This is a genomic window from Rhodanobacter sp. Col0626 (assembly GCF_049994385.1).
Lineage (GTDB): Bacteria > Pseudomonadota > Gammaproteobacteria > Xanthomonadales > Rhodanobacteraceae > Rhodanobacter.
In genome coordinates this window covers 787769-801712 of record NZ_CP188260.1, presented here as the reverse complement: position 1 = coordinate 801712, position 13944 = coordinate 787769, and the positions used below count along the sequence as shown (strand labels likewise).

Sequence of the window (13944 nt, the reverse complement as noted above, 5' to 3'; positions counted from 1 at the left end):
TACAACGCGGCTATCCGCCCCAGGTTGACCGGAAGAGCGGCTTGGATCGTCACTATGCCGCGAATATCGGCATGAATTCCCCCAACCAATGGCACTGGCTGGCGCGCGGAAAAGCTAAGGGACGCCACTTTCGCCCTGTTCCAGCGCCAGCAGGTTGTCCTTGATCCGGCTGATCACCGCCAATGCCTGCTGCAATTCGTCATGACCGATGCCGCGGGTGACGTCCTTGCGCAGGTCGCGCGCGATCAATTCCATGTCGCCGACGATCACCCGCGCCTGCTCGGTGGTGTGCAGCCGCCAGGCACGACGATCCTTCGGATCGGGGCGGCGCTCGACGAAACCCGCTGCCTGCAACCGGTCGATCACGCGGCCCACCGCGATCGGTTCCATTTCCAGAAATTCGGCCAGTTCGGTCTGGCGCAACCCCTCGCGGTGATACAACACCTTGGTCGCGCGCCATTGCGCCCGCGTGAGGCCGAATTTCACGGCACGCCGATCGAAGTGCTTGCGAAACAGCAAGGTCACATCGCTGAGCAGATAACCGAAGGAAATGTCTTCCGTTTTCGCCATGATCCGTTGCAACCTCACTGCACCTGATTAACCGCCTGAAGCATAAGCTGCCACCTTCCGCGAAGCCATGCCCATGAAGACCGTCACCGCCGACATCACCGAGCTGCGCGTGGACGCGATCGTCAACGCCGCCAACCCGAGCCTGCTCGGCGGCGGCGGCGTGGACGGAGCCATTCATCGGGCCGCCGGGCCAGCCCTGCTGGCGGCCTGCCGCGCATTGCCGGAATCCGCGCCCGGCGTGCGCTGTCCCACGGGCGAGGTGCGCATCACCCCTGGCTTCGCCCTGCCCGCCCGGTACGTGATCCACACGGTCGGCCCGGTCTGGCACGGCGGCGGCCACGACGAAGCGCTGCTGCTGGAACGCTGCTATCGCCATTCGCTGCAGCGGCTGCGCGAACACGGGCTACGCACGATCGCGTTCCCGGCGATCAGCTGCGGCGTGTACGGCTACCCACCCGCGCAGGCCGCCACCGTGGCAATTGCCGCCCTGCGCGACGAGCTTGGCGATGACCTTGGCGGCATCGAGGTGACCTTGTGCTGCTTCAGCGACGCCATGCGCGAGGTGTTCCAGCATGCACTGGACCATTCGGGATAGATCTCGTCTTTCCCTGTCATGCGATGTGGACAAGTCGCTCAGTGCAGCTTGAATGGATAGAGCGGTGGCAATCCGGTGTCCTGCCCGGGCTTGCCTGAAACCCGCCAGACGAAGCCGCGCTTGAACACCTGCGCCAGATCTGCCCCGGCGACGGACAACGGCGTGCCGGCATACTGGCGTTGCTGCAGGGAGGCGATAGCTGCGCGCTGGGCCGCAGCGTCCAACGCCGCAGCCAGTTCGCCCAGATGCTGGATCGCCGGCCGCTCGGCACGCGCCCAGGCCAGCAAGGAGCGCGCCTGTGCCGCCGTATCACTGCCACGCGCCGCGGCAAGGAAGGCCAGCTGGCACTGGCGCGCCGACGTCCGTGCCGCCGCTGGTGCGGCGATCGGTGCCACACGGCGACGTCGCCAGAGCCACCACGCCAGTGTGCTCAACAGCCACAGGCCAACGCTGCCCAGTGCAATCCAGCGCCACGGTACCGATTGCGCGAGGGCTGTTGTCGCAGGCGCAGCGGCACCGGATGCTGGGGCCAAGGCCGGGGCCGGACTGGATGGTTGGACGGCCGCGCCGATCGCCGGCAACACGGTGACGTCATGGGCGGGAACCTGCGCCACTTCCATATGGTCGGTCAGTACATTCCACCATTTCAGGGTGGTCGCCGGGATGGTCAGCGTGCCTGCGCGTTCGGGCACGATCGCAAACGACTGCTGACGTCGACCGACCATCCATTGGCCATCCTGCCGATTGCCGGTGACCGGCTTGTCCGGATAGACCTTGGCGCCGTCCAGCGACGGCAGGCTCAATGCCGGCAGCGCTTCGAACGGCACGCCGGTGGCTTGCAGGTTCATGGTCAGGTTCAGCGGCTGCCCCACGCGTACCGAATCCTGTGCGCCGGGCCAGCCGTCCAATGTCAGGCTCAGTTGGCGCGCGGGCAACCAGGCATTCCTGCCCCAGTCCGCCGGCGGCGGCTGCACATCGATCGATACCGCCGGCGCACTGGCGGAAATCGGCGTACTGGAGCCGAAGAAACTGTCCGGATCGTTCGGATCGATGGCCTCGCCCTGAAAACTCGCGGCGGGAATCTCTATCTTGCCGGCGTGTTGCGGAACCAGCGCGTAGCGCCGCTCCAGTACGTGATAGGTGCGGCCACCGCGTTGGGCGTCGTAGTTGAGATCACTGCCGACCCGGCTCACTTCCAGGCCATCGACCTGCGGCGCACTCAACGCACCATTGCTGATGTTGGTCGCGTAATACAGGCGCAGCACATAGCTCAGCTGCTGGCCGACGTAGCCGTGTGCAGGCTCCGCTTGCGCCTCCATGAAAACATCGTTGTGCGTGGTGGCTGCGCCGGCCGGATCGGGTGCGCTGACCTGGAGCTGCAGCGGCGCGGTGCGACTGCCGTCGACACTCAGCGCCGGGATCTGCAAGGTGCCCACATGGCTCGGACGCAGTGCCACGCCGATGGTCAGGGTCGAACTGGCCTTGCCGTTGACGATACTGAGATTGCTGTTCTGCGAGGTACCCAGAATGCTGAAATCCTGGTTCAGTACGCTGAGGTCGGGCAGCTGGATGTTGCCGCCCGCGTTGTCGATGCGCAGGTTGAGGGTGACCGTTTCACCCAGTTGCACGCTGCTGCGATCCAGCGTGGCCTGCACATCCGTGGCATGCACCATGGCCGGAACCAGCAGCAAGGCCAGCCACCAGCACGTCATCATGAGTCGTCGGGATATCACGGCTGATCGTCCTCGCTCGGCGCGCCGCCGTGGCGCTGCTGGTATTCCAGTTCGAACTTGCGGCGCAACAGTGCACCGGGATCGTCCGGCACGCGCTGCAGCGCATGCTGCAGATCCGTCGGCAGCGTGGAGCGTGGATCATCCTTCGCCATCGCGCCCAGTTGATGCGGCTTGTCCGATGGTTTTCCCGTTTGTCCGGCCAGTGCCTGGTCCAGCTGCTTTTTCAGCGCTTGCTGCGCGCGCTCGGCTTGCGCCTTCTGTTCGGCCTGTTGCTGCGCGGTCTCGGGACTTGATTGATCCTTGCCTTGATCCTTGCCGGAGCGATCCTTGCCTGTCGAGTTCTGCTCAGGCTGATCCGACGATGGCGACTTGCCATCCCGATCCTGCTTGCCGGGGGGCGTTGAATCGTCCTGGGACGATTTCCGATCCTTCGCATCGGATTTGCCGTTCTTGCCTTGCCCGTCCTGCGACGACTGGCTCTTGTCGCCGTTGTGGCCTTCGTGTTGCTGCTGATCGGGCGAATGCTTTTCTTTCTGCTGGCGCAACCAGTCTTCGACGGCCTTGCGGTTGGCCTGAGCGTCGGCGTGGCCCGGCTCAAGCTTCAGCGCGCGATCGTACGCATCGATGGCCTGCCGATACTCGCCCTGTCGGGCCAGCGCATTACCGAGGTTGTATGCCGCATCGGCGCCACGCGCCTGCCGCAGCGACTGTGCCGCTGCCGCGTAGTTGCCGGCCCGATACGCCGCAGCGCCGCGCCAGGCGGGATCGCGCGCCAGTTGTTGCGCCTGTCTCGCATGCCCCTGTTTCAGCGCCTGTGCCGCCTGCTGATCCGGACGCTGCCACAGGTCTTGCCACGTCGTCGCGGAGGCGGCGGTCGGCACCAATGGCAACAGGACCAGTGGCAACACCAGCAGCCAGCCGCGACGGAAGGCCAGCGCCACGATCAGCAGCAACGGAAGCAGCAGCCACGGGCCGCGATCCTGCCATTCGTCACCGACCTGTCCGCCCATCGCTACGGCCGGCGCGGTGCGCAACTGCGCGTGCAGTGCGTCGATATCACGATGATCCGTCGTCATCGCCACATAGATGCCGCCGCCTGCGGCCGCCAGCGCGCCCAGCGCCGCGTCGTCGCGACGAGCCAGCGCCATGCCGCCCTGGGCGTCGTGCAGAAAACCGCCATCGGACAATGGTATCGGGCCACCCTGCGTCGTACCGACGCCCAGCACCGACACGTGCACGCCGGCCGCACTGGCCTGACGCGCGGCAGCATCGGCAGCAGCATCGGCCTGGTCGGTGATCAGCACCAGCGATCCGCCGCTGGCCTTGCCGTCGTGGATCAGGGCCGCGCCGCGCGTGATCGCCAGCGCCGCGTTGTCACCATCCACCGGCATCGTATCGGGGCTCATCGCATCGAGCAGATCATCGAGGCTGCCGGCATCGGAGGTCAGCGGTGCCACCACGAACGCTTCGCCTGCGTAGCCGATCAATGCATTGAGTCCACTGCGATTGCTGCCCAGCAGGTCATGTGCCTTGTAGCGCGCGCGGTCGAGCCGGCTCGGCGCCACGTCACGCGACAGCATGTGTTGCGACAAGGAGATCGCCACCACCTGCGCAGCTCGACTGGCATACAGCGGCTGGCTGATGCGATTCCAGCTCGGCCCGGCCAGTGCCAGCGCGCATAGCGCCCAGCCCAGCGCAAACAGCCACAACGGCAGCCGGCGATTGCCGGCACGCCCGCGCAGCAAGTGTGGCAACAGCTCCGCATCGACCAGACGCGACAACGCGCGCTGGGTTGCGTCGCTGCGTGCGCCCAGCCACCACAGCAGCGGCAACGCGACCAGCGCCGCCAGCCACCATGGCCGCAGGAAGTGGAACTGCTGCAGCAGCGTATTCATGCCGGACGCTCCGACGCACGGTCAAACCGGCGTGGCACGATCACCAGCAGCAACAACACGATCGCGGCCAGCAGCGGCCAACGGAACAGCTCATGCCGCGGACGCAGGGTGGGACCGTGTTGCGGCATCGGCTCCAGCGCATTGATCGCCCGGTAGGCATCGGCCAGTTCGCGACTGTCGGTGGCGCGGAAGAAATGCCCGCCAGTCTGCGTGGCGATTTGGGTGAGCATGTTCGCATCCAGATCGGCCGATGGATTGACCAGCTGGCTGCCGAAGAATCCCGGTATGCGCATCCGCGTGGCACCGACGCCGATGGTGTAGATGCGCACGCCGGCCGCCTTGGCCGCGCGTGCCGCCTCGCGCGGCTCGATGCTGCCGGCGTTGTTGACGCCATCGGTGAGCAACACCAGAACGCGGGCCTGCGAGGGCAACGCCGACAAGCGCTTCACCGCGACTGCAATGGCGTCGCCGATCGCCGTCTCGGTGCCGGCCAGACCCACTGCGGCACCCTGCAACTGTGCCCGTACTGCCGAAAGATCGTAGGTCAACGGCGTCACCAGGAAGGCCTGGCTGCCAAACAGGATCAGGCCCATCTCGTCGCCATTGCGGCGGCTGATGAAGTCGCCGGCGATCGCCTCGACGGCACCGAAGCGGCTGACCGGTTGGCCAGCCAGCTGCATGTCGCCCGTGCGCATGCTGCCGGACAGATCCACCGCCAGCATCAGGGAGCGGCCACTGCGTTGCTGCGCCTGCGGCGGCCCCACCCATTGCGGGCGCGCCGCGGCCGCAAGCAGGCACAGCCAGGCCAATGCCAGCAACCAGGGCGCCGTGCCGCGCGCGTTGTTACCGGCCACCACCGTCAGTTGCACGCCGGGCTGCGGCAGGTGCAAGGCCTGTCCTGGCGCTGCCGGCCGCAACAAGCGGCGCAGCAGCCACGGCAGCGGCAACAGCACGATCATCCACGGCCATGCGAACTCAGTCATGGGCGCGCTCCTTCGCGATCCGCTTCCACGTCGCCGGTTTAAGTGCCAGCCGCAGCCACTGCCGTACAGCCACGACAGCGGCTTCGTGATCGAATGGTGTCGGCGGTCGATAGATCTGCCGGTCCAGCGCCAGCAACCGATCCAGCGTCATGCCATCGACCGGCACCCTTGCCAGTGTCTGTCGCCAGGCGTCGCCACGCTGATGCGTAGCCAGCACCTCGTGTCGTCGCGCCACCCGGCGCAGCAGTTGATGCATTGCGCTGGCCAGCGCGGCGTGATCACCATCAAGCGCATAACGCGATGCCAGCTGGTCGAGTTCCAGCAGAACCAACCGTCGTTGTCGCAACACGCGCCGGTACCGCCGCCAATACCACGCGCCGACCAGCACGATCACCAGTAACAACGCCGCCAGCATCCACCAGCCGGACGCCGGCGGCCACCACGACGGATCGGGCGGCAGGTGGATGTCGCGCAGGTCGGGTCCGGAGGGCCTCTGAACTGGCGGCGCGCTCATCGTTTCGGCCTCGCGCCACCGAACAAACCGGTGACCGCGTCGAACGGATCAGCAGTGGTATCGATGCTGGTACAACGCAGTCCCAGCGATCCAGCCAGTTCACCGAGGCGCGCCGGACCGGCACCCAGAGCACGCTGGAAATCCTGGCGCTGGCGATCGGATTGCAGCCGGACCTCACGACGCTCACCTGCATGTTCCAGCGGATAGCGACCCGCTGGCGCCAACGCCAGTTCCAGGGTGTCGGCCACCACCAGCACGCTGACCCCGGCATGCCGGGTCAGATCGAGCAGACGTTGGCGCGCCAGGGCGTCGCAACTGAAACCGTCGCTGATCAACAGCACGCGACTGGCCCCGTGCACCACGCGGGACGCCCGGCGCAACGCATCGGACAATGGCTCGATTCGGGACGTGGTTTTGTCAGCGGGCAGGATGTCCCACTCGCCGAGCGCGCCGCATACCGCCAGCACGCCACGTGGCCCGGCTTGCGGTCGCAGCAATTGATCGGCATGGCCGAACGCCATCACGCCCACCCGCTCGCCGGCACGCGACGCATACCAGGCAGCACAGGCCGCCGCGCGCGCTGCCTGTACCGACTTGAAGCGCGTCCGCGTGCCGAAACGCATGCTGTCGTGAGTGTCCAGCAGGATCAGCAGGCTGCCTTCGCGATCCTCCTGGAACAACTTGGTGTGCAGCTTGCCGCTGCGTGCCGTGAGCCGCCAGTCCAGTCGACGCACGTCGTCACCAGCTTGATAGACACGTGACTCCGCGTAATCCATGCCACGGCCGTATAGACGGCTGGACTGCTGGCCGCTGCGCGCGGCACGACTGAGCAGTGGCGCCATGCGCACGCGACCGACCCGCGCACGCAGCGCGATCAGTTCGGCCAGCGAGACCTGGCTGCGGCCGTCACCGTCCACGCGATGTGGTGCAACGACGTTCACGGCAGCGGCACGAGATCCAGCAGGCGATCGATCACCTGGTCCGGCCGCACGCCCTCGGCTTCCGCCTCGTAGCTCAGCAGCACGCGATGGCGCAGCACTTCATGGGCGATGCCGTGCACATCTTCCGGCAGGACATAGACGCGCCCGGCGAGCCATGCCTGCGCACGCGAGCAGCGGTCCAGTGCGATCGTGGCGCGCGGACTCGCGCCCCAGGCGATCCAGCGTTTCAACTCCGTGCCGTAGCGGCCGGCATCGCGCGTGGCCAGTACCAATTGGGTCAGGTATTCCTCCAATGCCGGCGCCATGTGCACCGCCATGGCGGCATCCCGCGCGGCGAAAACATCGGCCTGACTGAGCAACGCCGGCGGTGCTGCAACGGGATGCGCACGACGGCTGGCCTGCTCGCGCGCCAGCTTGAGAATGGCCAGTTCGGCGACCGCATCCGGGTAGCCGATCGTCACGTGCATCAGGAAGCGGTCGAGCTGCGCCTCGGGCAAGGCGAACGTGCCTTCCTGTTCGATCGGATTCTGTGTCGCCATCACCATGAACAGCTCGGGCAACTGCCAGGTGCTGCGACCAACGGTGATCTGCTGTTCGGCCATCGCCTCCAGCAGCGCCGATTGCACCTTGGCCGGCGCGCGGTTGATCTCGTCCGCCAGGATGATGTTGTGGAACAGCGGGCCGCGTTCGAATTCGAAACTGCCCGACTGTGGCCGGAACACATCGGTACCGGTGAGATCGGCCGGCAGCAGATCGGGGGTGAACTGCACCCGATGGAAATCTGCCTCGATTCGCGCCGCCAGCGCTTTTACCGCCGTGGTCTTGGCCAGACCCGGCGCACCCTCGACCAACAAATGACCATCGGCAAGCAACGCCACCAGCAGACAGTCGATCAGGTGCGGCTGACCGATGATGCAACGCTGCAGTTCGTCCCGCAGTCGCAGGAAGGACTGTTGCAACGGTCCGGGAGGCTGGGTTTCAGGTGTATCCATGAGCGGTTTCCGTTCTAGACGTGACAAGCCGGATCCCACGGTGTCGCGTAACGCCGGGATCAGGCAGCGTGCTACAGACCATAAACGACCGCGGAAGTTTAATCAGCTGTCGATGCGGACCCGCGGCAAAAAAAAAAGAAGCGGCCGAAGCCGCCTCTTTTTTGTCCAGCGGACCAGAAACTTACTGCAACGTGTCGCTGAGGATGCGCGGTGTCACGAAGATCAGCAATTCCGCCTTGTTGCTGGTCCGCGACGTATTGCGGAACAGCGCGCCAATGCCGGGAATGTCGCCGAGCCCGGGTACCTTGGAAACGGTGTTGGTCTTGTTGATCTCGTAAATGCCGCCGAGCACCACGGTCTGCCCGTTATCCACCAGCACCGAGGTGTTGATCTCGCGGGTGTTGATGGTCGGGATCTTGCCGCTACCCGGGGCATCCACGTACCCGTCCAGTGCGTCCTTCTTCACATTGATCGTCAGGTAGACACGATTGTCGGCGGTGATGGTCGGCGTCACCTTCAGCTCCAGCACGGCGTCCTTGAACTGCACCGTAGCGGTACCGCTGCCGGCGCCGGTACCACCGCTGTTCTGGAAGGTCACGTAACCGATTTCCTGACCCTGGCGGATCACCGCTTCCTGCTGGTTTGCGGTAATGACGCGCGGACTGGAAATGACCTCGCTACGCCCTTCGGTCTGCGCTGCCGACAGCTCCAGATCGACCATGTAGTTCGCGCCCAGGATCGCCAGGCCGAACTGCCCGGTCGGGTTGGCCGCTGGCAGGCTCACATTGAATCCGCCGGCTCCGGTCTGGTAGGTGGTCACACCGCTGGCATTGCTGGCGCCACTATTATTGTTGGCGCGCTCGATGGCCAAGTCGGCCGCGCCCTTGGCACCGCCCTGCGGGCTGGTGGTGATCACATTGCCGCCACTGGTGGTGTGAAGAGCCTGCACGCCCCACTTCACACCCAGTTCGCGGGTGAAGTCATCGGTAGCCACCACGATGCGCGATTCGATCAGCACCTGCTGCACCGGCTTGTCCAGCACGGCAATGAGGTCGCGCAACTGCTTGATCTTCTCCGGCGTGTCGTTCAACAGCAAGGTGTTGGTACGCACATCGAAGGACACGCTGCCACGTGGCGACAGGAAGCCGCGCTGGGTATTGGCGCCACCGCTGCTGCCGCCACCACCCTGCATGCTGCCGGAGGTCAACAGCTTGGCGATGTCCGCCGCCTTGCCGTAACTGATCGGCACATAATCGGTGACCAGTTCGGCGGTGTCCTGCGCCTTCAGCTTGGCGTCTGCCAGGTCCTGCTCGTACTTGGCCAGTTCGGCCTGTGGCGCGACCCAGATCACGTTGCCGTTACGGCGCTTGTCCAGGCTCTTGGCGCGCAGGATCACGTCCAGTGCCTGATCCCACGGCACATTGACCAGGCGCAGGGTGACGCTGCCGCCCACGCTGTCCGATGCCACCAGGTTGAGCTTGGAAATGTCGGCGATCAACTGCAGGGCCGAACGTACCGGAATGTCCTGGAAGTTGAAGGTGACGCGGTTGCCGTTGTAACTCGGCTCCTTGTCCAGCTTGCCCAGCTTTTCGTCCTTGGCCGATGCTTTCTTCGGTGCGACTTCGACCACGTACTGGTTGGCGGTCTGGTAGGCGGACGTATCGACGTTGCCCTTGATCGCAATCTCCATGCGTGCGCCGCCACCCATGCCGGTGCGCGTGACGATGGACTGCACCGGCGTCGCGAAGTCCAGCGTATCCAGGCGTTGGGCAAGATTGGCCGGCAGGTTTGCGTGATCGATGGTGACCAGCACCTTGTCACCCTTGCGGGTCATCTCGGCGTTCGCGCCACTGCCGTTGAAGTCGATCAGCACGCGACCTTCGCCATTCGGACCGCGACGGAAATCGATGTTGGAAATGGTCGGGCCGGCGGATGAAGACGGCAGCGCCTTGGTCGGATCGATGGTCGAAGCCGTGGTCACGGATTGATCCGCGCTGCCATTGTTGATGGTCAGCACCAGACTGTGACCGTCGACCCGCGAGCGATAACTCGACTCGCGCATCAGTTCCACCACCACGCGGGTGCGACCACCGGCCGATACCGCGGACACGCCCGAGGTCGAGCCCTTGCCGATGTCCAGATGACGCGCGGCGGCGTTGTCGGTATCGGGAAGGTCGATCGCAATGCGAGGCGGATTGCCGGTGGTGAATATCTTCGGTTGCGGCACCGGACCGTTGCCGAAGTCCATGTGCAATTCGACGCCGCCACCAGGCAGCGCGTCATAGCTGATGTTCTTCAGCGTCGTGGTGGCGGCCATCGCGGCGCTGGCCCAGGTGGTGCCGGCGATCAGCAGGCCCATCAACATGTAGCGGCTTGCATGGCGCATGACACGGCCTCGGACGGATTGGATTTGGTTGCTCATTGCATCTGCCCCTGTCTACCTATTGCTCGCCGAGCGCGATGCTGGCCGGACGTTCCATCCAGCCACCATTACCGTTGGATACCAGCTCGACCAGGTCGATATGGTCCTCACTTATCGCGGTGATGTGCCCGTAATTCTGGCCCATGTATTCGTTGGCATGGACACGGTGGATCACGCCACCCGGGTCCTTGATCAGCACTTCCATGCCCGCCCCGGTACCGACCGTGCCGACCATCTTCAGGCTGTCCAGCGCGAACAGCTCGAGCGGTTCCTTGGCGCGATTGGCATCCGGCCGTGGACCGGTGTTGGCGTTGCTGGTCTGCAGCTCGGCCGTGCTCGGGCTGAACGGATCGCGTCGATCCTGATCGTCGTACTTGAACGTTTCGAACGTCTTGATGACCGGCAAAGGCTGGATCGGCGCGCCCTTCTTGGCCTTCTCCTGCGCCACCCAGCTGCGCAGATCGGACATGCCACGGGTGCAACCGCCAAGCACCAGTACGGCACCGAGCATGAGCAGGATTCGGGTCGCATGGGCCGGTTTGATGGCAACTAGCTTGGTCATCATTTTGCCGCTCCCGCCTTGCCCTTGCCTTTACCCTTGCCAGCCGCGGCGGCGCTCTCTTCGTCATCGAGATAGCGATAGGTCTTGACCGTGCCTTGCAGTACGAGTTGGCCGTTCGAGGCAGCGTCGCCTTTGCTGGGCGTCTTCGGCGTCAGCGAGACATCATGCAAGGTCAGGATCACCACCCGCGGCAACGAAGCCACACCACTGATGAACGCACCGAACTGGTGATAGGTGCCGGTCATGCGCAAGGTGATCGGCTTCTCTGCGTAAAAATCCTTCGGCGTTTCCGGGCCAGGCTGGAACAGCTCGGGATTCAGGCCCGCCGCTTGCGCCGTCTGCGAAATGTCGATCAGCAGTTCGGGCATCTCGGTCTTGCTGGGCAACTGACGCAGCAGCTGGCGCAGCATGTCCTGCATTTCATCGAGTTGCTGCTGCAGTGCCTCCAGGTTGACCGACTTGGCCTGCTTGGTGGAGAACTCCTGTTTGAGCTGGCCCTCCTTGGCAGCCAGCGAAGTCAGGCTGTCCTGCTGGTCGCTGACGAAGAAGTACCAGCCGATCAGCAGCACCACGCCCAATAGCAGCACGGTGAAAAACACCTTGACCGACTGTGGCCAGCCACCGACGTTGTTGCGATCGAGATTGCGGATGTCGTCGAGGAACTTCATGACTTGGCCCCTCCGGTGGCGGCCGGCGCACTGCCCGGCTTGACCCCTGGTGCCATCACTGGCGTCGCGGCAGCTTTCGCCGGAGCCGTGGTCATGGTCTTGACGGCGCTGCCGGGGACTGCCGGAGTCGTCGTTGCCGGGGTCATCGCTGCCGGCGTCGCGCTGCTGCTGGCAGCTGCCGGGTCCACCGGCGTCTTGCCGGCGTCGGTTTCGTCGCTCTTGGGCCGACTCAGCGATACATTGAGGCCGAAGACGTAAGGCATGCGGGACGCGTCATGCATGTTTTCGGTCTTGCGCAGATCGGTATGACCCATCCACGGCGAGGACTCCACATTGCGCATGTATTCGGCAACGCTGGCGTTGGATTGCGCCACGCCGTCGAGCGACATCGACTGGCCGTTCTGCTTCAGGCCGGTCAGGCGCGCACTGGAGGGGATGGTCTTCACCAATTCGTCGAACAGATGCACCATCTGCGAACGGTCCGCCTGCAACTGCTCGATGATCTGCTTGCGCGCCAGCAGGTGCTCGCGCACCGTTTCCAGATCCTTGATCTTCGCGATGCGCACGTCGAGCTGCTTGATTTCGGTCTGCAGGTAGGTGTTGCGGTCGTTCTGGTTGTCGATGCGCTGATTCATCCAGAAGATCCACAGCAACAGCACGCCCAGCGCCACCACGAAGGCGGCGACGAGCTGCATGTAGAACTCGCGTTCCCGTTGCTTGCGCCGTTCGGCGCGCCACGGCAGTAGGTTGACTTGTGCCATCAGTCGAAACTCCTCATGGCGAGGCCGACCGCAATCATCAGCGCCGGCGCATCCTGGGCCAGCGACTGCGCCTGCACCCGCGGCGACAGCGACATGCGGGCCAGCGGGTTGGCGACGATGCAGGGGACGCCGAGCTGTTCTTCCAGCATCGGGCCCAGCCCTTCGATCGAGGCGCAACCGCCGGCCAGAACCACCTGGTCGACCTTGCTGTATTCACTGCCGGCAAAGAAGAACTGCAACAAACGGCTGATCTGCTGGATCAGCGATTCCTTGAACGGTTCCAGTGCCTCGGTTTCATAGGATTCGGGCAGCCCGCCCTTGCGCTTGGCGCGGCCGGCTTCCTCGTAGGAAAGCCCAAAGCGCCGCATGATCTCGTCGGTCAGCTGCTTGCCGCCGAAGACCTGTTCGCGCGAATAGATCGTGCGCTGGTTGCGCAGGACCGACAGCGTGGTCATGGTGGCGCCGATATCGACCACCGCCACCAGCGCGTCACGGCCGACATTGAGCTGGTCGGCGACCATCGCGAAAGCGTTTTCCATCGCGAACGCCTCGACGTCGATCACGCCGGCGGTGAGTCCACCCAGATCCAGCGCGGCCACGCGCATGTCGACGTTCTCGGTACGCGAGGCCGCCAGCAGCACATTGTTCATGTCGGGGTTGTCGCGTACCGGGCCGAGCACCTCGAAGTCGAGGCTTACTTCGTCGATCGGATACGGGATGTACTGGTTAGCCTCGACCTGGATCTGGCCTTCCAGATCGTCGTCGGAGAGGTCGCCAGTCATCGGAATGATGCGGGTGATCACCGCCGATCCGGCCACCGCGGCGGATGCGTGTTTGAGCTTGGAGCCCGAACGCGCCAGCGCCCGCCGAATCGCATCGCCCACCGCCTCGACCTCGACGATGTTCTTTTCGACGACGGCATTGGGCGGCAGAGGCTCGACCGCGTAATGCTCCACGCGATAACGGCCACCGGCCTGACTTAGCTGCAGCAACTTGACGGCAGTCGAACTGATGTCGACACCAATCAGCGCCGGCTTCTTGGGTGTAAAGAGCCCCACGGTGTTTCCCCCTTGCCCCTAGCGCCCCGACCAGAATCCTGGTGGGGTGCGCAGTGGCATTAAATCGAAAAATTAACGCAATGGCAACGGTCTACGGCAACTTTCTCAAGTAATTGACGTGATGCCGACCACATTTGTGGAATCCCCGAGAATGGCGCAGCCCTTGCTTTGGAGGACCACGCCTCATGCGATCAATACTGCTACATCTATACTCTGACATGTTTTGACTCAGGTCTCGCTATCTCCACGC

At 64.6% G+C, this 13944-nt stretch carries 13 protein-coding genes; 1 reads left to right on the top strand and 12 read right to left on the bottom strand.

Translation table 11 applies throughout. From position 1 onward, the window contains the following. Positions 1–114: 114 nt before the first annotated feature. Positions 115–570 (bottom strand): MarR family winged helix-turn-helix transcriptional regulator, encoded by a 456-nt coding sequence (locus ACPPVV_RS03295; RefSeq protein WP_426702052.1) that lies wholly within the window; start codon positions 568–570, stop codon positions 115–117. A gap of 67 nt (positions 571–637) precedes the next feature. Here ACPPVV_RS03295 and ACPPVV_RS03290 point away from each other — a divergent pair, with 67 nt between their 5' ends. Further along, positions 638–1165, top strand: a complete 528-nt coding sequence (locus ACPPVV_RS03290; RefSeq protein WP_426702051.1) for an O-acetyl-ADP-ribose deacetylase — start codon at positions 638–640, stop codon at positions 1163–1165. A gap of 38 nt (positions 1166–1203) precedes the next feature. Here the strand turns inward: ACPPVV_RS03290 and ACPPVV_RS03285 are convergent, their stop codons facing one another. The 11 genes from ACPPVV_RS03285 to ACPPVV_RS03235 all read right to left on the bottom strand — a co-directional run bounded on the left by ACPPVV_RS03285 (position 1204) and on the right by ACPPVV_RS03235 (position 13694). After that, positions 1204–2877 carry a BatD family protein gene (locus tag ACPPVV_RS03285; RefSeq protein WP_426702050.1) on the bottom strand — a complete coding sequence of 558 codons (1674 nt, stop codon included), beginning with the start codon at positions 2875–2877 and terminating at the stop codon, positions 1204–1206. Positions 2878–2894: 17 nt separating this feature from the next. Continuing rightward, positions 2895–4793, bottom strand: coding sequence for a tetratricopeptide repeat protein (locus ACPPVV_RS03280; protein ID WP_426702049.1), 1899 nt, complete (start codon positions 4791–4793; stop codon positions 2895–2897). Then, on the bottom strand, positions 4790–5776 hold the full coding sequence (locus ACPPVV_RS03275; protein WP_426702048.1) for a VWA domain-containing protein: 987 nt from the start codon (positions 5774–5776) through the stop codon (positions 4790–4792). The genes ACPPVV_RS03280 and ACPPVV_RS03275 overlap by 4 nt, the downstream gene beginning before the upstream one ends. Then, positions 5769–6290, bottom strand: a complete 522-nt coding sequence (locus ACPPVV_RS03270) for a DUF4381 domain-containing protein (protein WP_426702047.1) — start codon at positions 6288–6290, stop codon at positions 5769–5771. The genes ACPPVV_RS03275 and ACPPVV_RS03270 overlap by 8 nt, the downstream gene beginning before the upstream one ends. Continuing rightward, positions 6287–7231: a DUF58 domain-containing protein gene (locus ACPPVV_RS03265; protein WP_426702046.1), complete on the bottom strand. Its 945-nt coding sequence runs from the start codon at positions 7229–7231 to the stop codon at positions 6287–6289. The genes ACPPVV_RS03270 and ACPPVV_RS03265 overlap by 4 nt, the downstream gene beginning before the upstream one ends. Then, positions 7228–8223 carry an AAA family ATPase gene (locus ACPPVV_RS03260; RefSeq protein WP_426702045.1) on the bottom strand — a complete coding sequence of 332 codons (996 nt, stop codon included), beginning with the start codon at positions 8221–8223 and terminating at the stop codon, positions 7228–7230. Before ACPPVV_RS03260 ends, ACPPVV_RS03265 begins: the two co-directional genes overlap by 4 nt. A 181-nt stretch (positions 8224–8404) precedes the next feature. Further along, positions 8405–10609, bottom strand: coding sequence for a type IV pilus secretin PilQ (pilQ, locus tag ACPPVV_RS03255; RefSeq protein WP_426702044.1), 2205 nt, complete (start codon positions 10607–10609; stop codon positions 8405–8407). Positions 10610–10664: 55 nt separating this feature from the next. After that, positions 10665–11207 (bottom strand): pilus assembly protein PilP, encoded by a 543-nt coding sequence (locus tag ACPPVV_RS03250; RefSeq protein WP_426703153.1) that lies wholly within the window; start codon positions 11205–11207, stop codon positions 10665–10667. Next, a complete protein-coding gene (locus tag ACPPVV_RS03245; protein ID WP_426702043.1) occupies positions 11207–11875 on the bottom strand; it encodes a type 4a pilus biogenesis protein PilO in 669 nt (222 codons plus the stop codon). The genes ACPPVV_RS03250 and ACPPVV_RS03245 overlap by 1 nt, the downstream gene beginning before the upstream one ends. After that, the gene (locus tag ACPPVV_RS03240) at positions 11872–12636 is read right to left on the bottom strand and encodes a PilN domain-containing protein (RefSeq protein WP_426702042.1); all 765 of its coding nucleotides are present in this window, start codon (positions 12634–12636) and stop codon (positions 11872–11874) included. The genes ACPPVV_RS03245 and ACPPVV_RS03240 overlap by 4 nt, the downstream gene beginning before the upstream one ends. Further along, on the bottom strand, positions 12636–13694 hold the full coding sequence (locus ACPPVV_RS03235; RefSeq protein ID WP_426702041.1) for a pilus assembly protein PilM: 1059 nt from the start codon (positions 13692–13694) through the stop codon (positions 12636–12638). Before ACPPVV_RS03235 ends, ACPPVV_RS03240 begins: the two co-directional genes overlap by 1 nt. Positions 13695–13944 lie beyond the last annotated feature (250 nt).